This window comes from Paenibacillus sp. FSL L8-0708 (genome assembly GCF_038009325.1).
GTDB classification, from domain to species: Bacteria; Bacillota; Bacilli; order Paenibacillales; family Paenibacillaceae; genus Paenibacillus_AQ; species Paenibacillus_AQ odorifer.
In genome coordinates this window covers 6,488,865-6,508,026 of the sequence record NZ_JBBPBC010000001.1, presented here as the reverse complement: position 1 = coordinate 6,508,026, position 19,162 = coordinate 6,488,865, and the positions used below count along the sequence as shown (strand labels likewise).

The window sequence follows — 19,162 nt, the reverse complement described above, 5'->3', positions numbered from 1 at the left end:
AATGGGAGGGGATAATCATGCCTAATCAATATGTGTTTAACGACAATGATCAACCTCTTTTTGTGGATATGGTCAATACCTTCCAATCTCCGGATATCAGCGCGCCACCTGAAATAAGTGCTTCGAAGGCTGCGGTCTTGTATTCTACCAACACATCCGCGTCTAGTTTGGTCGTACTTAGTCTTATTTCTGCAATTACTTCTATTCGGATTAGTAATGCTGCTGGTAGCGGGAAAACCGTATATATCTCTCGTATTAGCGGCAGTATCGGCGGATCTTCTCTGCTATCGGCTATGTCTGGAAGCTTTACAATTGTAAAAGGAGGGACGTTAACCTCTCCTGCAACCTTGACACCAACCAATAATAATCTCGGAAGCGCGGCTACAAGTGCGATGACCGTTCAATCTTCAACAGCGGCAATTAGCGGGGGGACGACACTTTACAATTATCAATTAGCTCCAGGCGCTTTCTCACAGAACTTTACGGGCAGCATCATCGTTCCGCCGGGGACTGCTATTTGTGCTAACGTAACTTCATCTAGCTCGGCTGTAGGCTTAACGATTACTTCTGCACTTGGTCTTCTTTGGTGGGAGCAATAGAGTTTATATTTTTTTTTGAACCTATAACGGTGGTAAACCTTGACATCATTTGGTTAAGGTTTTACATAGAAGGTTGGAATGAATAGAAAATAAAGGGGATTGGCATTATACAATAAAGTTGGAATTCAGTTTGGAATGTGAAAAGAGGGACAATTATGGAAAGTTGTTTATTTATTCATGGCTTTACCGGAGGTGAGCATGAAATCTCTCCCTTGTCCCAGTTTATGGAGCAGCATAATTATCGTTCCAGAACATTTACCCTGAAGGGGCACGGGGGCAGCAGGAATGATCTACTGCATTCGGATCGACATGATTGGCAGCAAAGTGCTGAGGATGAATTAACAGAGCTGTTAAAGACAAATGACGGCGTTCATCTGATCGGTTTTTCAACCGGTGCTCTTATTGCTTCACATCTTTCCGTGCGCTATAAACCTTGGATTAAATCTCTCACTTTGTTGTCTACCCCTGTGTTTCCGCTGAATCCTGTAGAAATTATTAAGACTCTTGGGAGCTTTTCCATGCTAAAAACTTATATTAGTAAATTCAGTTCAACGCCTCCAAAAGCAACTCGAGAGTTCCAGCGATTGGTTCGTGAGAGCTTTTCTGTCTATCCGCATATTGAGACTCCAACCCTGATCGTGCAAGGAAAAAGAGATCATCTAGTGAAGACTAGAAGCGCCGATTACCTACGACATCATATGATCAAGGCAACCCAAAAACAGGTGCTGATGGTCAACAACAGTGGTCATATGGTGTGCCATTGTGAAGAGAAGGACCGAATTATGAATGAGGTCTTGCAGTTTATTCAGACGGCGGGACGCTGAACTCAAACAGTAAATATTCAACTCCAAGAGCTTCCTAAATAGGAGCTTTTTTTTGTTGTGCATTTCAATTTTAAGGCTTGACAACGCGTCCGGTGTCATGGTAATTTTTAGTAGGGAAACCGGTTTCCCTAAAATTCGTTTGTTTCTATGCCAAAAACATCGCTGGAAAGGTCGTTTTTAATCCAAGAAGTAGGTTTTAGTGTGTTATGAATACGCTTTAATAAGAGAGGGAGATGCGCGCGATGAAACGTAAGTTATGGTACGTGCCCGTTCTGATTACATCTATTCTTCTTTCTACTGTGATTAATTTATTCGTCTTAGCGCCACAACAGGCAGATGCAGCCAGCATCGGTACGATTAACGAGAATGATACCATTTATCAGATTATGGTTGACCGGTTTAATGACGGGGACTCTTCCAACAATGCTACGGGAGCGGCAATTCGCTATGGCGAGAACTCTGAAGAAGATTTCCGTTATATGAAAGGCGGAGATTGGCAAGGAGTGATCGACAAGCTGTCTTATATTAAAAATATGGGCTACACCGCGATCTGGATTTCCCCAGTGGCGGAGCCGCAGATGACGAATCGGGAGAACAATGGCAGTGGTAAAAACACGGCGTATCACGGGTACAACGTTAAGGACCCTAACGCAGCCAATCCCTACTTCGGTACAAAGGAGAAGCTGAAGGAGTTAGTGGATTCCGCACATGCGGTTGGCATCAAGGTAGTTATAGACGTTGTGCCAAACCATATCGGGGATTATATGCTGGGTACCCAAGCCTACTATGATATCCCTAGTCTGCAGCCAGCAGCTCCTTTCAATAACCCGGCTTGGTATCACCATAACGGAGATATCAACTGGTCTTTGGCAGACGGAAGATACGATCAATGGGCACAGGATTACTTAGAAAATCATGATCTAGGCGGACTGGATGACATTGACTTCGATGTCCCTGCTGCTAAAAAGGCCATATTTGATTCGATTAAAGGCTGGTTTGACTATACAGGGGCAGATGGTGCGCGTGTAGACGCAGCCAAGCTGATGAAGCCGACTGATATTGGTGAATTGCAAAATTATCTGGGGGTTAATACCTTTGGCGAGAATTTTGACGGCAATGCTGAATTTGTCTCGCGCTGGGTCGGCAACAACAAGGAGTGGGGCATGCTTGATTTCCCAATGTTCTTCTCCGTTCTAAATAGCTTCGCATATGGGCAGTCTTTTGACTCCAATATTAAAAGCACCTTGGCACAGGATTCCTACTATAACGGAAATGCAAATCACATGGTTACCTTTATCGACAATCATGACCGCAATCGTTTTCTCACAGAAGCTGGAGGAAGCGTAGATAAGCTGCAGAACGCTTTGAGTTTTATTTTTACAGTGCGTGGAACACCCGTTGTCTTCCAAGGTACGGAACAGAACAAAGGCAATGGTAATGGGCAGATTATGACGGGAGGCATCGCCGATACCTGGAACCGCTGGTCAATGGTGAAACGGGATGCAAACGGCAATGTAATAGAGAATTATTTTAATGAGAATGCCAGCACCTACAAGCACGTAGCCAAACTTAATGAGATTCGGAAAAATAATCCGGCACTCCGTACAGGCACTCAACGTGAAATGTGGTCTGCACAGAACTTATATGCTTTTTCACGTCGTATTGACACTGGAACTAATCTGGGGCAGGAAGTTATCTCCGTATTCAGTAATAAATCCAGCGGCTCGCAGACCGTTACCATTCCACTGCGTGCAGAGAGCAGCTTGGCAGTCGGGACGGTTCTTTATAACCAGTTGAACACTTCGGATACGGTAACCGTACAATCGGGTGGAGCAACTGGCAAGCAGATCACTGTAACCGTGGGTGCAAATGCAGCCAAAATCTATGCCAAACAACAGCTTCCTACAGATACAGTTGCTCCAACTGTACCCACTAACGTGACCGCAACCGTTCAAAATGCATCCAGTGCTTTAGTAAGCTGGACCGCTTCCACCGACAATGTAGGTGTGACCGGATATGAAATTTATCGCAACGGCGTAAAAGTGGGTACATCCGCAACTACTTCATATACAGATAACGGATTATCTGCCAGTACTACGTATGACTATACGGTAAAAGCAATGGATGCAGCAGGCAATCTATCCCTCCTTAGCGCGATTGCTTCAGTGACAACACCAGCGGGGAACAGTGTCACTATTTACTATAAGCAGGGCTATGCCTCGCCTTATATTCATTATCGCCCTGCAGGCGGAACTTGGACGACATCACCGGGTGTGGCGATACCTGTCTCTGATGTAGCAGGCTACAACAAAATAACGATTAATATCGGCTCAGCCAGCCAGCTTGAAGCTTGCTTTAACAATGGCAGCGGCACTTGGGACAGTAATGGGGGCAGCAACTATTTATTTAGTACCGGCACCTGGACCTATACACCAACTGGCAATATTCAATCGGGTGGACCCGTGACGCCGACACCAACGGTAACGCCGACACCGACACCGACGGTAACACCAACGCCAACTCCGACGGTAACGCCGACACCGACACCAACCGTAACGCCAACACCGACGCCAACGGTAACGCCAACACCAACCGTAACGCCAACACCGACCGTAACGCCAACACCAACGGCAACACCTGTCGGTAGTACGGCAACGATCTATTATAAGAATGCGGCTTATAGCAGCTCTTATATCCATTATAAGCTCGATGGTTCAACGGTCTGGACGACGTCTCCAGGCGAGCAGCTTCAAGCTTCTGCTTTTACAGGATATAAGGCGGTTACGATTCAGTTGGACACGGCAGCTGGGCTGACCGCAGCCTTTAATAATGGCAGTGGCACATGGGATAACAATGGAGGCAATAACTATCATTTTGCTGCGGGCACCTGGAGTATGGTGAATGGCAACATCACCGCAGGAGAGCCACAAGCGGATAGTGTTACATTCCGAGCAACTGTTCCTGCGTCTACTCCTGTGAGTGGTCCCGTTTATCTCTCCGGTTCCTTCAATAGCTGGAATGCGGCAGATCCGAACTACCAACTGACGAAGGGCAGTGATGGTATTTACTCCATCACACTAAGTCTACCGGCGGGAACAGCAATTCAATACAAAGTTACACGAGGTGCTTGGACTAATGTGGAGGTGAATTCGAATGGATCGGATCTTTCCAATCGAACCCTTACGCCATCAGGCGGTGCACAAACCGTAAATCTGACGGTTCAGCGCTGGAAGGATCTATAAGCTTCATAATATCTACAGCTTAAACACAACAAGGAGCGGCTCCCGTATGGGGCCGCTCCTTGGTAAGCAGTATGAAGCTTTTTAATTGCAGAAAGTACAATTAAACTTTCTGTTTGAAGCTGGTAGAAAGATTTAACTGTATTTTGTGCAGTAGAATTCAGGAAAAAGGCTGTTTTTTACCGATTTTATGAGTTTTGACTGCACAAAGTGCAATTAAATCGAATGTTACCCATCCTATAAGGATTTGTATTGCACAAAATGCAATTAAATCCGATGTAGCCATTTTAGCTACTCAAATTCGATCAAGCTAAAGCAGTTACTCCAGACAATCAAACCGAAACAGCACTCAGCGCAATAATGTTCAGTCAGCTATACAAGCTCAATCAAGCTCAGTTACTCTAGACAATCAAGCCAAAACAGCACGCAGCGCAATAAAGTTCAGTCAGCTATACAAGCGCAACCAAGCTTCCCGCCTCTTCACTACGTTCCCGCCGGGAACTGCGATCTCATAGTTGACTCACGAGGAATGAGTTCTGGCTCGAGAAGCAAATGCCTAGAGGGTATGTTGTTATTACGAATGCGTTGCATCAGCAGCTCGCCTGAAGATACCCCCAGCTGGAAGGTGTCGATATTTAGCGAGGTTAGAGGAGGCGTAGTGTAACGGGACAGAGGATATTCATCAAATGCGGCAATGCCGAGCTGTGAGGGAACATGAATATCCAGTGATTTTGCAGCTTGAAGCACCCCGAAGGCAACATAGCTGTTCATGCATACTACGGAGTCTGGTCGATCTTCGCTCTGTAGAAGCTCAAGTGCAGCATGATAGCTCTCATGTTCATCAGCCTTACAATTGATAATCCATTGCTGCTGATCGGCAAGATCTGCTTGCTGCAATGCTTGCAAATATCCACTCAGACGATGGGTATAAATCTTTTCCTGCTGCTGCCCGCCTATGAAGGCTATTTTGGAGTACCCCTGCTTTATTAAATGTGAGGTCAGCATGCTGCCGCCTGCCTCATTATCGAAATCAACCCAGCTTCCGGGAGTCATAATTTCGCCGATGGAGATGTAGGGAAACTCCAAGCGGTTCAGTTCTTCGCAAAGCTCTTCCGTTAGTACGGAGTTATTCGCTATGATTCCGTCGACACGTTTGCTGAATACAAGTCTATTTAGAAAATGTCCTTCCGGACTACTATGCTGCACATTGGAAATAGTCAGCTCGTATTTTAAAGGCGCAATTACACTTTCTATTCCACCGATGATGTTGTAGAAAAATTGGTTTAGAAATTCACTTTCCTTGGACATATCGACCAGGAGACCAATATTACAGCTGCTTTGTCTGGCTAATCCGGTAGCGATACTACTTGGTGTATAGTTCATTTGCTTCATAATTTCGCGAACTTTGTGTTTCGTTTCCTGTGATATTTTTGGGGAATCGTTTAATACTTTGGATACGGTAGATTTAGCCACATTGGCTGCTTTGGCAATATCAGAAATGGTTACTTTCATTGTCTTCCCCTCATAATCCGGAACGGTATTTGTAACCATAATAACACAAATTTAGCAGTCTCTCTAATCACAATAAGTCTTATAGATTTAACGATAAAAGCATAAAAAGGAGTTTAGAAGTTATGCCTCATACATGGTTTTTATATCATACAAGTGAAGATCCGTTTGCCTATCCTATGGGTACGGGCATCTTGAAGCTCAGACTGTTCACGCAAGCTGGACAGCAATTATCCTGTACCGTCATCTACTCAGACCGTTATGATTCTCCGGGGCATGAAGTTCCCTTGCAGATGGAGCGGATTGGGTCGGCAGGTGTTTATGAGATACATGAAGCGGTCATTGAGACCCCTACTAAAAAATGCAGATATCTATTCCATGTAACTAATCCTGCGGGTGAATATGTCTGGTATGGAGAGAGAGGGGCGTCGGAGAACCGGGAACGTGCGGGTTCTTTTCAATATGCATATCTCCATCATTCTGAGGCGTTGAAGTTACCTTCATGGAGCATGGATGCAGTAACCTATCAAATCTATCCCAGCAGTTATAACGAAGGGACCTTACAAGGCATCTCTGACAAAATGCCCTACCTGCAACAGTTAGGAGTAAACGTTGTTTATATGACGCCTGTCTTTGAGTCTCCTTCAGAGCATAAATATAATACCTCCGATTACTATAAGGTTGATCCAGTATTTGGGGATACGGAAGGATTGAAGGCACTGGTCGGCCAGGCGCACAGACATGGAATCAAAGTGATTTTAGATGCTGTGTTTAATCATTCGGGAGACCGCTTTTTCGCGTTTAAGGATGTGTTGGCAAAAGGAGAGCAATCTCCGTATAAAGATTGGTTCTTCATTCATTCCTTTCCGGTTACGCAGACCCCTGTACCCAATTATGAAACGTTTGCCAAAGCTGAAGCGCATATGCCAAAGCTGAACATGGATAATCCGGATACGGCGAATTACATGATTGAGGTTGCGAAGTATTGGGTGCGCGAGACAGGGATTGACGGCTGGCGTCTGGATGTGGCCAATGAAGTTAATCCGCGTTTTTGGTCCCGGTTTCGGCAAGAACTCAAATCTGAATATCCTGAAATCCTGCTGATCGGTGAGATTATGCATGCTTCTGGGCCATGGCTTAGAGGGGATCAGTTCGATGGAGGAATGAATTATGTGCTTCGTGATGCAGTATTAGAATTTTTTGCGGAACAATCGACGGGGCCAGTTCGCTTTATGGAGCAATTGCTCCATCAGGAGGCGTTGTATAATGACCAGGCGAATTCGGCTATGTTTCAGTTGCTTGGCAGCCATGATACCCTGCGGTTTCTTACGGCGTGTAAAGAAGGTGGGCGTGGTTGGGACCGCTTGGGTACCGCTGTTGAACGTATGATGCTGGCTGTTTTTTTCCAGATGACCTATATCGGCATTCCAATGATCTATTACGGGGATGAGGTTGGGATGGAAGGGGCGACGGACCCCCACTGTAGAAAAGCTATGATATGGCAAGAACAAGCTCAGAATGCAGTGCTGCATAAGTGGTATCAACAGTTGATTTCTCTGAGAAAAAGTCATGAGGTTCTGCGCAAAGGTTCCTTCCGTCCTTGGTTTACTGATGAAGTTCGTAATGTGCTTGGTTACATACGAGGTGTGGAGCACGAAAAGATAGGGCTGATTATCAATAATTCTCCAAACCCTTACCAACTAGAGCTTAGCCCATATCGAGCTGATAAGAACGAATTAACTGATTTATTGTCTGGAGTAATTTTTAAAAATAATAATAAGCTTACGGTCAGCATTGAACCATTCGGCTGTTTGATGTTGTATTAAAAAAGAAAAGGCCCCTCTCTAAGGAAAGGGACCTTATTCTAATTTACGGCACTTTTTTTGCTTCTTTTGTTCTTTAAGTCTCTATATTCCTGATTCTCCCATTGTTTCAGCAACGGAAACGGATCAAAAGCCCATTCGGTAATTCCGCGATCGCGGTAAATGCCAAAATGTAGATGCGGAGGAAATTTCCCTTGTGTTCCGGGATTGCCGTAACCCGAGCTGCCTACCCAGCCAATAATTTCACCGGGGGTGACTATATCTCCGCGAGAAATGGTTTTGTTATATCCAGATAGATGAGCGTAATAATGGTAACGGTTCTCAATATCGCGAATCCCGATTCTCCAGCCGCCGTACCGGTTCCAGCCTTTTGTCTCCACTAAGCCAAAGCAGGTGCTTCGGACTGGCACTCCTTGAGGTGCAAATAAATCTGTTCCTTCATGGATACGTGCTCCACCCCAGCTTCTTCCAGTGCCCCAAGTGCTACGATAAGAATAAAGGTTACTTAAGGGAAGCGGGAAGGCATTGCCGGATAGGTCCAGCCGTCCAAAATGTTCATATAACTTCGCGAACTGGGTAATGCGCTGCGAGGCGCGGCCATTGTGATAATACTCCCAGACCCCGATACTGAAATCACTAGCGGATTGTCCATACTTCAATAAGTGTCTAGCCATACTATACAGAACGTCCGCATCATTCTCTGGATCAGCAATCCCGTCTCCTGAGCCATCACTGCCAAAACCATCAAAGAAGCTAATGGAGTTCGGGGAAGTATCCCCTTGATCCGGATTGAGTGGACCAGCCCATACCGGTGCCGGGATCTTTATGGCTGTAAGGCGCGTGGAGACAGGCTGCCCTGAGGCTCCCTTTTTGGCGAGCGTGCGTTCATATTGATCAATGGCTGCGAACCTAAACCACGGGATACCAGTAGCTGCGCTCATTTGCTCATAAAGCTGTCTTCGGCCAGACCATTGCGCTTCTTTGCTAGCACTAGCGGGATCCCCGCTGCTCATCACCGGTTGGATTGTAGGCCGCGCTACAGCTGCTGAAACGGGAAGGTTTAAACCACCCCAGAGGATAGCGGCCGCGGACAGGCATAACAGGGTTCTCCGGTCTTTAATATTCTTCAATAGGGCCAGCAAGATAACAGCCTCCTTTTGTCCGGGCATTAAATTGAATGTAGTTACTTCGGATGAAGCTTTTTTATAGATTGGTGCAAAATGCTACTTTTTATCCGTTCTTGTCTAAAGGTACCAGAAAAATCTCGCTGGAAATTCCAGATGATACACCCTGCATATTTCACAAAAACAGGCAATTGTAAATCGCACATGTTATAATATGAGGCAGCAACTTTCATCTGCAGCATCACATTCAGGAGGAAGCGGGGTTTATCATTTTGTCTAATAAAACAGCAAAGCAACCTAAACCGGATTGGATTAAGATTAAGCTAACTACCGGTGACAACTATCAGGAAATCAAAAGCATGATGCGTTCCAAAACTTTACATACCGTATGTGAAGAAGCTAGGTGTCCGAATATTTATGAATGCTGGGCAAACCGTACGGCTACCTTCATGATTTTAGGTGATATTTGTACACGCGCATGCCGTTTTTGTGCAGTGAATACAGGGATGCCTACAGAACTGGACCTGCAGGAGCCTGAACGTGTAGCTGAAGCTGCAGAGAAAATGAATCTTCGTCACTGTGTGGTGACTAGTGTGGCCCGCGATGATCTTGCGGATGGTGGCGCTCAGATTTTTGCTGAGACGGTAGCGGCGATTCGTAAACGCCTTCCGTTATGTAGTGTTGAAGTGCTTATTCCAGACTTTTTAGGAGACCGGAATAGTCTTGAGATTGTCATGAACAGTAATCCAGACATTCTTAATCATAATATTGAGACCGTGGAACGGATGTCAGATCGTGTACGGGCTAAAGCGAAGTACCCTCGTTCCTTGGAATTGCTGCGTAGAGCCAAGGAAATGAAACCCAATATTCCAACCAAATCGAGCATCATGCTTGGTGTCGGTGAAGAGTGGAATGAGATTTTACAAGCAATGGATGATTTGCGAGCCGTAAATTGTGATATATTGACTTTAGGACAATATTTGCAACCCACTCCAAAACACTTAAATGTGGAGAAATATTATCCACCGGAGGAATTTGCACTGTTGAAGGAAGAGGGAATGAAGCGTGGCTTCAGCCATGTGGAATCAGGCCCGCTAGTTCGCAGCTCTTATCATGCGCATGAGCAGGTGAAGTCTGCAGCTCAAGCTCGCGAGGAGCGTGCGGTTTCTTCTAGCTAATTATTGCTTTTCTGTGGTTTAATTCACGGAGAATGTTAGTAAGAGGAGGAAGAAGCGACAGCGTTCTGATATCTCTGCTCTTAGGTTACCCATAAAAATCGTTGATTTGCGTCATCGGAGGGGAATATTGGTGCTGTAGGAGCGGTTCTAGAACAGCGATCGAAAGCCCAATATTCCACATAGATGGCGGCATAATCAACGCCACGATACCCAAAGAAAGGCAGGCGACAAAAGGTTTGATCGTAATAGGCGGAAAAGGCTATGAACTTATGTTGGATCATAAGGATGGTTGGAATCCGGAGGCGTTTCGCGGGAGATATAGCGAGGTGCTGGAAAGATACGACTATATTATCGGTGACTGGGGTTACAGTCAGTTGCGTTTGAAAGGTTTTTACCGGGACAACCATCCTAAGGTGAATCGGGATACAGCGATTTCGGGTATGGTTGATTATATTAATGAATACTGCAATTTTGGCTGCGCTTATTTTGTGCTGCATAAATTGAAAGAGGTACCACAGGAAGGCATGTTCAAGGATATTTTAATCAAAGAAATACCAGAGCCGAGTGATGAAGAGGCCTTGGAGCAAGAATCGGAAGCTAGTGATGAAGCGGCTGCAGATAAAGAGTTCTCTGTTAAAGAAACATCCTCTAAGCAAGGCTCGAATCACTCATTGGCATTTAAAGAGATGACTTCTTCTAAGGACAATATGGCGAAGGATAGACCTGTGAGAGAACATCAGAGCCGAAATCACCGGGGCAAGGATTCACAGGGCAAGAAATCCAAAAAGGATTTCCAAGGCAGACCGCCACAAGGTCAGTCTCAGAAGCCCCAAAACACACCAAAACCTCAAAGCGCTCAAAACAACCAAAACAACCAGAACAATCAAAACATAGAAAATTCACAACCTTAATGATGAAAGCTGAACCATAAGTAGAGTCCTTCTACGAATGAGCCAGCTTTTTTTCTTATAAAAAATAGCAGAGCAGCGTTTCTCCCGTTACTTGGAGATCGCTGCTCTGCTGTTGCTGTGCCGCTCGGTGTTGCTGTGTTGCTGTGCTGTTCAGTGTTACTGTGCTGTTCAGTGTTGCTGTGTTGCTCGGTGTTGCTGTGTTGCTGTGTTGCTCGGTGTTGCTGTGTTGCTGTGCTGTTCAGTGTTGCTGTGTTGCTCAGTGTTGCTCGGTGTTGCTGTGCTGCTCGGTGTTGCTGTGTGGCTCAGTGTTGCGGTGTTGCTCAGTGTTGCTGTGTGGCTCGGTGTTGCTGTGCTGCTCGGTGTTGCTGTGCCGCTCGGTGTTGCTGTGCCGCTCGGTGTTGCTGTGCCGCTCGGTGTTGCTGTGCTACTGTGTGTTGCTCTGCTGCTCTTTGCTGTTAGTCGTTGGCTGCTTGACCCAGCAGTTTCATCATCCCCTAAGGCTTAAGGACCCAGATGCCGTTATTTGCGAATTTTCAGCCTTTTGAGCGGTGTTTCGGACTCCAATGATGCTATTCGTTAGAAAGAGGCGTAATTATGGTGTTTTTCATACCAATAGCGACTATGGAGTCCGATAGCATAACAAATATGGATTAATATTGCGTTTAGGGTCATCCATGTCCGATAGGTGCTACAGATGTTTCGTAGGTGCAAATATTATCAAACTAAACAAAAAACAGGAGTTGTCCCAACGGCCATTTCATGGCTTATGTGACAACTCCTGTTTTTACTCATTGGTGCTTGATTCAGCAGCTTAATGATTAGTGAGATTAAGGATCTATTTTACAGATAATTTCAATTGTTTCTGTGTTGCATTGTAACTCCATACAAGCGCAGGGAACTTCTTCTTAAAGGCATTTAATTCAATGAAGGTCTCGCCGTTCTGAGAAAGCGCCTCTTTGGAGGACAATGTAAAGCCGGTCGCTTTACCTGCCCCGTTCGTTACGATGACTTTTTTGTTCTTGGCATCCCATGTGATGTCGCCTTCGATCAGTGCACCTAATACGAGCGAAGAAGCATAAGTCTTATCTCCTTGCTTTATTAGACCCACATTACCAGCAAAGGCAACCCCGTTGACGTTCAAGATATGATGATCACCGGAAACCTCAATGCTTTTCATTCCTGCAATCTGAAGAGCGGTAATCAGCTGTGCAGTTTTGCCTTTAACCTCAATATCCGGTGCAAGGCCGATGTGATTAAAGTCTTCTTTATTTGGAGTTAGGTATTTCTGCGTAGTCAGCTTCAGCATGTCTCCATTAGACATTGGAAGCAGGCTCTGAATACGTGCTTTGCCGAAAGAACGAGTGCCTACGACGGTAGCGAGCTTATTATCACGTAATGCGCCAGTAAGCGCCTCAGAAGCGCTGGCAGTGTACTCATTCGTTAGAATAACGACGGGTACGCCTATTTTGCTGCCGCTGGTAATCGTTACTGGAGTAAGTGCTCCGGTTTGATCAGAGGTATACATCATAATGCCTTTATCCATAAAATTGGAGGTAATGTTGTATGCCGAATCCATATAGCCGCCTAAGTTGTCACGCAAATCAAGCACCATCGATTTCATACCTGCTGCGCGCATCTTTTTCAGCATGGCGGCAAATTCTTCATCGGAATTCTGTGTGAAACCGCTCAGTGTGATGTAGGCTATCTTCTGTCCAACAATGGTTCCGGTAACGGAAGTTGAGCTGATTTCATTCCGGGTTACACGAAATGATTTAGACACTCCATTCCGGACCACCTGCAGAGTGACCTTGGTGCCTGCGGCTCCGCTTAACTCGTCACCTTCAGTCTCTTCAACGGGGATTCCGTTAATTTTGACTATCGTATCGCCGCGTTTCAGACCTGCTCGTTCTGCAGGCGAACCGGGTGTTATGTCTTCGATGTAGAGCTCTGTTGCGGTATATTGCAATCTAACACCAATACCAACGTATTCCAGATCAACATCATGTTCAAATTGTGCCGCTTCCTCGGTATTGAAGTATTGGCTATAGGGATCATCCAGGGTGTTCACCATGCCGTCAATGGCTCCACGAATCAAGGTATCCTTATCTACACCGGAGAGGTTATAGTTCTCCAGAATATTCATGACTTCATTGATAAGATCACGGTTATCTGTAGATGCCTGAGCGGCATCGGCAGCAGACACCACTGGAGCAAAAGTTAGGGATAAAGCCAGACAGCTGCCTAGAAGTGCACTTATTACTTTATTGGATTTCATGGAATCATACGCCCTTTTTATATAATTTATAAGATAAGAAAGTATACACTGCACGAATTAACTTTCTGTGACGTATGGTTGTTAGGATTTCACAAGTTTATAGTAAACGCTGTAGGTATTATCAGTAGTCCATACCCCGTTATCCGACTTGGATAAAATGAAGATCGTGCCTTGCTCAAAAGTTTCCTCTTCACTGGCATCCTTCTCTTTGCTTTCTACATAAATAGCGGCTTCTTTGGCGCTAAAATAGTAGATATTCGAAACGCTTGGAGTATAAGTGACGTCATATGAAGTAAAGAAATCTTCCAGATCTTCCTTAAGGGAGGTATCATATTCTTCTCCGTATGAAGTCATGGTGGAGAGAACAGCAGCCGAATTTTGTTCATTCATAGCTTGATAATATTTGGTGATATTACCTTTGATGGCATCCGCATCATTTTGAGGAATGTTAGCTGCTGTTTTTAGAGCTTGTTCACGAGTCAGCAGTATCACGGAGCTTTGGGATTCCACAGATGATATTTTCCAGCTTCCATTCTTGCGGACAAGTGTATACATGTATTCGTCCTCTGTATCTGGCGTATAGGCCCCACCTGTCCGGCGAGAGCTTTCCAGTGTATATACAGTAGCGTCATTGCCTGAAATATCAATGATTTCCAAACTCTCAATAGTATTTTTTATATCAAAAATCTCAAAGGATGCATTAAGATCCGCCACCGACTCCGCATTAGAGGATTCTGAATCCATAAGGGAATAGAAGCTAATTGCTTTTTCTTCATTGAAATATTTATTAGACAAACGGATTAATGCTGTAATCGCTGCTTCGTCCTTATCTTTGGATACTGGGGTGGTAATTTGCACGCTTCTGCTGGTTGAATTCCAGACGGCTGTGCCTCCGGTTGCCTCTGCGATAAAACGTAAAGGAATGTATGTAGTGCCAGCTGAGGAGACTGGTGCGGTGGTCAGTTTTTTCACGGTTCCGTTAACGGTTGCGCGGTTGCTGCCAATTTTCAGGCTGATCGCCAGATTTGAACTTTTACCTGTTACTGTTCCAGTCTTGGCATCCCAAAGCACCTGGAGTCCAAGCTTTTCGAAGATGACCCGGAAAGGGACAAGTACAGAATTGTTCGCTAAGTATGGGGTTCCTGCGGTAAAGGAAACCTTACTGCCGTTGATATAAACATCAATCGGTTTTGAAGCAGCAAAAGCCGGGACCGCCAGTATCAGGGCCAGAAGACTTATGCTCAAGAGGGATAATAATTTTTTCAACAGTACTCTCTCCTTTTATGTAACTCTTTGTAAAATAGCCTCATTATACCATTTGATTTCTCTCTATGTCTATCAATTGGTGTTAGTTTTGTCACACCAAAAATAGCCGGAGATATTGAAATCTCCAGCTTTTTGATCCCCTGATTTCAGACTAAGAAAGCTTCACGGACACGGTTCCAGAACGGAAACGGACGATACCTTGCAAAGCTGACTTTTTTGTCTGAAACTTGACAGCGTACTGAAATCAGATCATCAACAGGAATGTTGTTATGATCTACGGTGAGCAGCAAGCGCTGGTCTTTACATGAAAAAATGTCACAATGATGATGCTTCGGCAGTAGTAGCGGAGAGCCCATTGTCCGGAATACACGGTTGTTAATAGACGCGATTTCGGCAATCTGCAGCGCTTCTATTGAAGGGTGAACCATAGCGCCCCCAAGGCTTTTGTTATAAGCGGTGCTGCCAGAGGGAGTTGAAATACAAAGTCCATCGCCCCGGAACATTTCGAAGGTGACATCATTGATGTCGATTTGGATCATTATAGTTCCATCCACCCCTTTAAGGGTAAATTCGTTGAGGGCAATGTGAGACGAAGATCCCGATTTTTTGTGAATCTCCAGCTCTATTAATGGATATTTCACAATGCGCGGTTTCTGCGGCTCAGTATCACCGGTTCCGCACATATAATCGATTAAGGTGGGCAGCTCTTCTGCTTGCCAGTCCGCATAGAAGCCGAGGTGTCCTGTGTGCACACCTACAAAGGCTAAGTTGGGAATCTGATCGATAAAGGTATGAAAAGCGTGCAGCATTGTGCCGTCTCCACCTATCGAGATGACGATTTCCGGAGACTCGGCATCCAGTTGCAAATCCCGCTCCGCCGCCAGCTTGTGAAATTGCTCGGCAAGTTTGATTGACAGCTCATCACCGCGGTCCAGAACATAATATCTCAAGATGTACAAGCTCCTTTATATAATTCCGTCATACACCGATCATAATCAATCTTGCCCCGGAACACAATATGTAATCAACTTCGGCGCATCAATCGGAGCATTGCCATAAAGACAGGAATAAGCAGTGACACTAGAAGAGCAGCGGCCAGTATAAGACTCAGTAGAGCTAGGCTGGCAGTGACACCAGAGGCTGAAGGTGTAAAGGCGGTGGAGGCTGGCAGAGAGACCCAGGCAGAAGACAATCCTGATCCCATCACAGGCTTCCATAGCAGCACCACGAGACCTGCTGCGAGTACGGCATGTATTAGTCTCGCTGTTAAGAACGGCAGATAACGCAGCCCGGTACCGTTCAAAATACTGGCGACTTGGGCATGTACAGATAATCCGCCCCAAGAGAGAATAAAGGCAGCTGCTGCGACCTTGAATTGAAGCGGGATGGAAGAAGCGGCTTCACCAGCAGAACGAGCACCTATGGTGACCTCGAATAATCCGCTGATCAAGGCCTGAGCTAATTCGGGAGGCCCTCCAACAAGGGAGACGAGAGATCCGGCCAGGCTAAATAGTGAGGGCAGGATTCCGGCACGGGCAAGCAGCTCCATTAGCACGTTGAAGAATACAACCAGACCCCCTACGACAATAATAAGCTGTAGCGAGGATTGGATCGCTCCTTTTAACAGCTCCCCGAAGCTACGTCCATCCTTGCGCCGGGCTTCGGACATCGCAAGGAGTGCGGCATGTATTCTGCCGAATCCTTGTTTTGCTGGAGCAGTGGGGACGTCAGAACTACTTTTTGTTGGGTCTTGGGTGGGAGTCTTTTGTTCCTTACGTCCATGAAATGACATTAGGAGACCAACCATTAAGCCACTTCCGTAGTGGGCTAGTGCCAATATTAGCCCCAAAGAAGCATCGCGAAAGAACCCAACGGATACCGCCCCTAATAGAAAAATAGGATCGGAGGAGGTTGTAAATGCTACAAGGCGTTCACCTTCGATTCTGCTGATCAGCTTCTGCTCCCGCAGCTTAGCGGTTAATTTGGCTCCAACGGGATATCCTGATACATATCCCATGGCCGCGACAAAACCACCGCTGCCTGGTATACCGAAGAGGGGACGCATCAGTGGATCAAGTAAAGCGCCGAAGAGATGGACAATGCCTAAGCCTAGCATGATTTCAGAAATGACGAAGAAGGGAAACAGTGAAGGGAAGAGCACGTCCCACCAGATGGCCAGGCCACGTAAGGCTGCGGCAAGAGATGCTTCAGGATGAAGTAACATAAGCAGCATACAACCTGCCAATATGAATCCCAGCAGCGGGCCGCCAATCTTTTTAAAAGTCATAATTAACGCCTCCTGGTCTATGGTTAGATGTATGCAAAAAGAGGGACAAACAGCACAAAAAAATGGAGAAAGCGGTTACAATTATCTGTGCTTTTTCGCAGGAATTATGATATTATGTAATAAATAAATGCACCCTCTGTTACACGATTAAATGGGATGGAGTGATAGCGATGAGCGTTATAGCCGGAGTTCTCGTTTGTGCTTTTGTATATGTAATCCGGGTCTCTCTCGTCCCTCCTGGTGATGAGGAATTTAGGACCTACTAACCTTACTCTTCAGGCGCTGAACTATAGTTTAGCGCCTTTTTTCTGTAGTTTAGAGAGCACTTTCGACGGATATCCGTGTTATGCTTATCTTTGGTATAATAAAATAAGTAACGTTTCATTAATATGGAAGAAGGCTGGTAACCTCAATGAATCCAAATGAGAGTATATATGACAATCTAGGGGGGGCTGAAGCACTACATCGGTTGGTGGAAGTGTTCTATGCCAAGGTACAGCTTCATCCGCAGCTGGGACCCTTGTTCCCTGAAGATATTACTCCAGTTCTGGAGAAGCAATATCAATTCCTGACACAGTTTTTTGGCGGGGGTCCACTTTATTCGGAATTACATGGACATCCCATGATGAGAGCAAGGCATATGCATATTCCTATTACTCCAGAACGTGCTGAGGAGTGGCTACAATGTATGAAAGAGGCACTCGTGGAGACTGGAGTCGAAGAACCACTGCGTTCATTCGTGCTTAGCCGCCTTGCAGGTCCTGCACATCATTTTGTTAACATGCCCCAGGAATAACAAGGGACAGGTTGATCCTGAAAGGAATGAGAGTACTTGACAGAGTTAATACCCCTATATTCTATTAAGGTCAAGTGTTGCAACTGTGAAAATGAATTTTCAACCTCGCGGGTACGCCCTAGTCTAAAAAAGGCTATTCGGCGTGATGCTGATTTCTGCGCGTATTATAAAAATGAGAATCCGGATTATTATGTTGTACGGGTCTGCCCCAATTGCGGGTTTGCCTCCACAGAAAATTCGGCTGACAAGCTGACGGAACGCCAGCGCAAGGCATTTAATGAACAAGTAGGGAAACGCTGGAAGAGCCGGGACTTTGGAGAGAAACGAGACTGGGAAACTGCGCTCGAGACCTATAAGCTGGCGCTTTTATGTGCTCAGAGTATTAACGATAAAGATCGGATTATCGCAAGTCTGCTGCATCATATTGCTTGGCTCTATCGCTATCAAGGGGAGACTGAGCAGGAGAAGCGTTTTTTACGCTATTCTTTGGACGAGTATGTTAAGGTCTATGAAATAGATGGCATTGCCGGCAATGATGCCCGGCTCATGTACCTGATCGGCGAACTTAATCGGCGCATCGGAGAATACTCAGTGGCTGTAATGTGGTTCTCCCGTCTGATTAATGATCAGAAGATCATGGATGCGGCGATGATTCGAGCGGCACGTGAGCAGTGGGTTATTTTACGGGAGCAAATGCGTGCTGAGGCTCTAGATGTTGAAGTTGATATCGAAGGCTTGTCTTCAAGTTCATAATGTTTGCGAACAACAAAAAGCGCAGAAGAGAATTTAAATTCTCCTCTGCGCTTTGTAGAAAGAAAATGTTAGGATTTGCTTATCTGACAGCTCGATCGAACAAAAGGTAATCGCCGTCATTATCTATAACTGTAGGACTGGCGCTGCAGCAGGGGAAGACGAGCAGTTTTTTCTTGCCGTCACGAACGATTTGTAATTCTTTTGGCTTCATAGGCAGAAGCACATTCTCTGAGTTGCAGAATGGACAGTATTGCACATACATATCGCCTAGAATGATGTCATAAGGCCAGGTATGACTAAATGGAATCATTGTGAGTCCTTCCCAGAAGGAGTCTCTTCATTTTCGCCCTCAGTTTGTGGGGGATTTTCTTTTTTGGATAGCTCCGCTATTTTTTGTAGTAAAATATGTTGGGGCATATGCATCAAGTGTTCCAAAGGAACGCCTAGTTGCTTGGATAACGTAATGGCTGTTTCCGGTGAAATTTGTAGTGGCTTCATATGGATGCCCTCCTAAAGTTTATCGGCTATAAATGTTCAGATATCGTTATTCACTTTACCATGGTGTTAAGACAATTACA

At 45.5% G+C, this 19,162-nt stretch carries 18 protein-coding genes; 9 read left to right on the top strand and 9 right to left on the bottom strand.

Annotated features, from left to right (window positions below):
* Nucleotides 1-17: 17 nt before the first annotated feature.
* From NYE58_RS30550 to NYE58_RS30540, 3 genes are all read left to right on the top strand, one after another.
* Nucleotides 18-599: a hypothetical protein gene (locus NYE58_RS30550; RefSeq protein ID WP_036685335.1), complete on the top strand. Its 582-nt coding sequence runs from the start codon at nt 18-20 to the stop codon at nt 597-599.
* A 155-nt stretch (nt 600-754) separates the two neighbouring features.
* Nucleotides 755-1,423 (top strand): alpha/beta hydrolase, encoded by a 669-nt coding sequence (locus tag NYE58_RS30545; protein ID WP_076220367.1) that lies wholly within the window; start codon nt 755-757, stop codon nt 1,421-1,423.
* 242 nt (nt 1,424-1,665) lie between these two features.
* On the top strand, nt 1,666-4,665 hold the full coding sequence (locus NYE58_RS30540) for a carbohydrate binding domain-containing protein (protein WP_076277549.1): 3,000 nt from the start codon (nt 1,666-1,668) through the stop codon (nt 4,663-4,665).
* Nucleotides 4,666-4,822: 157 nt separating this feature from the next.
* Here the strand turns inward: NYE58_RS30540 and NYE58_RS30535 are convergent, their stop codons facing one another.
* The gene (locus NYE58_RS30535) at nt 4,823-4,948 is read right to left on the bottom strand and encodes a hypothetical protein (protein WP_341003802.1); all 126 of its coding nucleotides are present in this window, start codon (nt 4,946-4,948) and stop codon (nt 4,823-4,825) included.
* Between the two features lie 197 nt (nt 4,949-5,145).
* Entirely contained in the window at nt 5,146-6,174 is a 1,029-nt protein-coding gene (locus NYE58_RS30530) for a LacI family DNA-binding transcriptional regulator (protein WP_076128009.1), read from the bottom strand.
* Nucleotides 6,175-6,296: 122 nt separating this feature from the next.
* On the opposite strand from NYE58_RS30530, the gene NYE58_RS30525 reads away from it, so the two are divergent.
* Nucleotides 6,297-7,997: a glycoside hydrolase family 13 protein gene (locus tag NYE58_RS30525; protein ID WP_341003801.1), complete on the top strand. Its 1,701-nt coding sequence runs from the start codon at nt 6,297-6,299 to the stop codon at nt 7,995-7,997.
* Between the two features lie 38 nt (nt 7,998-8,035).
* Here NYE58_RS30525 and NYE58_RS30520 read toward each other — a convergent pair whose 3' ends face one another.
* On the bottom strand, nt 8,036-9,136 hold the full coding sequence (locus NYE58_RS30520; protein ID WP_341003800.1) for a M23 family metallopeptidase: 1,101 nt from the start codon (nt 9,134-9,136) through the stop codon (nt 8,036-8,038).
* 254 nt (nt 9,137-9,390) lie between these two features.
* Between NYE58_RS30520 and lipA the strand changes: the two genes are divergently transcribed.
* The 3 genes from lipA (at nt 9,391) to NYE58_RS30505 (ending at nt 11,712) form a co-directional block, all read left to right on the top strand.
* On the top strand, nt 9,391-10,296 hold the full coding sequence (gene lipA, locus NYE58_RS30515; RefSeq protein ID WP_036685320.1) for a lipoyl synthase: 906 nt from the start codon (nt 9,391-9,393) through the stop codon (nt 10,294-10,296).
* Between the two features lie 269 nt (nt 10,297-10,565).
* Nucleotides 10,566-11,207, top strand: coding sequence for a YutD family protein (locus NYE58_RS30510; RefSeq protein WP_445671775.1), 642 nt, complete (start codon nt 10,566-10,568; stop codon nt 11,205-11,207).
* A gap of 244 nt (nt 11,208-11,451) precedes the next feature.
* Nucleotides 11,452-11,712, top strand: coding sequence for a hypothetical protein (locus NYE58_RS30505; protein ID WP_341003796.1), 261 nt, complete (start codon nt 11,452-11,454; stop codon nt 11,710-11,712).
* Between the two features lie 330 nt (nt 11,713-12,042).
* Here NYE58_RS30505 and NYE58_RS30500 read toward each other — a convergent pair whose 3' ends face one another.
* From NYE58_RS30500 to ylbJ, 4 genes are all read right to left on the bottom strand, one after another.
* A complete protein-coding gene (locus NYE58_RS30500) occupies nt 12,043-13,482 on the bottom strand; it encodes a S41 family peptidase (protein ID WP_341003795.1) in 1,440 nt (479 codons plus the stop codon).
* 81 nt (nt 13,483-13,563) lie between these two features.
* Nucleotides 13,564-14,748, bottom strand: a complete 1,185-nt coding sequence (locus tag NYE58_RS30495; RefSeq protein ID WP_076218719.1) for a copper amine oxidase N-terminal domain-containing protein — start codon at nt 14,746-14,748, stop codon at nt 13,564-13,566.
* Between the two features lie 146 nt (nt 14,749-14,894).
* On the bottom strand, nt 14,895-15,698 hold the full coding sequence (locus NYE58_RS30490) for an NAD kinase (protein ID WP_076184770.1): 804 nt from the start codon (nt 15,696-15,698) through the stop codon (nt 14,895-14,897).
* Nucleotides 15,699-15,772: 74 nt separating this feature from the next.
* Nucleotides 15,773-17,035 carry a sporulation integral membrane protein YlbJ gene (gene ylbJ, locus NYE58_RS30485; RefSeq protein ID WP_076277554.1) on the bottom strand — a complete coding sequence of 421 codons (1,263 nt, stop codon included), beginning with the start codon at nt 17,033-17,035 and terminating at the stop codon, nt 15,773-15,775.
* Nucleotides 17,036-17,447: 412 nt separating this feature from the next.
* On the opposite strand from ylbJ, the gene NYE58_RS30480 reads away from it, so the two are divergent.
* Both NYE58_RS30480 and NYE58_RS30475 read left to right on the top strand, forming a co-directional pair.
* Nucleotides 17,448-17,831, top strand: a complete 384-nt coding sequence (locus NYE58_RS30480; protein ID WP_076134176.1) for a globin domain-containing protein — start codon at nt 17,448-17,450, stop codon at nt 17,829-17,831.
* A gap of 36 nt (nt 17,832-17,867) precedes the next feature.
* On the top strand, nt 17,868-18,584 hold the full coding sequence (locus NYE58_RS30475; protein ID WP_036685310.1) for a DUF2225 domain-containing protein: 717 nt from the start codon (nt 17,868-17,870) through the stop codon (nt 18,582-18,584).
* A 79-nt stretch (nt 18,585-18,663) separates the two neighbouring features.
* Here the strand turns inward: NYE58_RS30475 and NYE58_RS30470 are convergent, their stop codons facing one another.
* Both NYE58_RS30470 and NYE58_RS30465 read right to left on the bottom strand, forming a co-directional pair.
* A complete protein-coding gene (locus NYE58_RS30470; protein WP_036685307.1) occupies nt 18,664-18,894 on the bottom strand; it encodes a hypothetical protein in 231 nt (76 codons plus the stop codon).
* Nucleotides 18,891-19,082, bottom strand: a complete 192-nt coding sequence (locus NYE58_RS30465) for a YycC family protein (protein ID WP_036685305.1) — start codon at nt 19,080-19,082, stop codon at nt 18,891-18,893. The genes NYE58_RS30470 and NYE58_RS30465 overlap by 4 nt, the downstream gene beginning before the upstream one ends.
* Nucleotides 19,083-19,162: the final 80 nt, after the last annotated feature.

What these genes read in the sequence shown, in the direction of transcription:
- ylbJ (WP_076277554.1), bottom strand. Translation starts at nt 17,035, where the DNA reads ATGACTTTTAAAAAGATTGGCGGCCCGCTGCTGGGATTCATATTGGCA.
- NYE58_RS30535 (WP_341003802.1), bottom strand. Translation starts at nt 4,948, where the DNA reads ATGGCTACATCGGATTTAATTGCATTTTGTGCAATACAAATCCTTATA.
- NYE58_RS30530 (WP_076128009.1), bottom strand. Translation starts at nt 6,174, where the DNA reads ATGAAAGTAACCATTTCTGATATTGCCAAAGCAGCCAATGTGGCTAAA.
- NYE58_RS30550 (WP_036685335.1), top strand. Translation starts at nt 18, where the DNA reads ATGCCTAATCAATATGTGTTTAACGACAATGATCAACCTCTTTTTGTG.
- NYE58_RS30480 (WP_076134176.1), top strand. Translation starts at nt 17,448, where the DNA reads ATGAATCCAAATGAGAGTATATATGACAATCTAGGGGGGGCTGAAGCA.
- NYE58_RS30510 (WP_445671775.1), top strand. Translation starts at nt 10,566, where the DNA reads ATGTTGGATCATAAGGATGGTTGGAATCCGGAGGCGTTTCGCGGGAGA.
- NYE58_RS30545 (WP_076220367.1), top strand. Translation starts at nt 755, where the DNA reads ATGGAAAGTTGTTTATTTATTCATGGCTTTACCGGAGGTGAGCATGAA.
- NYE58_RS30525 (WP_341003801.1), top strand. Translation starts at nt 6,297, where the DNA reads ATGCCTCATACATGGTTTTTATATCATACAAGTGAAGATCCGTTTGCC.
- NYE58_RS30500 (WP_341003795.1), bottom strand. Translation starts at nt 13,482, where the DNA reads ATGAAATCCAATAAAGTAATAAGTGCACTTCTAGGCAGCTGTCTGGCT.
- NYE58_RS30470 (WP_036685307.1), bottom strand. Translation starts at nt 18,894, where the DNA reads ATGATTCCATTTAGTCATACCTGGCCTTATGACATCATTCTAGGCGAT.
- NYE58_RS30465 (WP_036685305.1), bottom strand. Translation starts at nt 19,082, where the DNA reads ATGAAGCCACTACAAATTTCACCGGAAACAGCCATTACGTTATCCAAG.
- NYE58_RS30540 (WP_076277549.1), top strand. Translation starts at nt 1,666, where the DNA reads ATGAAACGTAAGTTATGGTACGTGCCCGTTCTGATTACATCTATTCTT.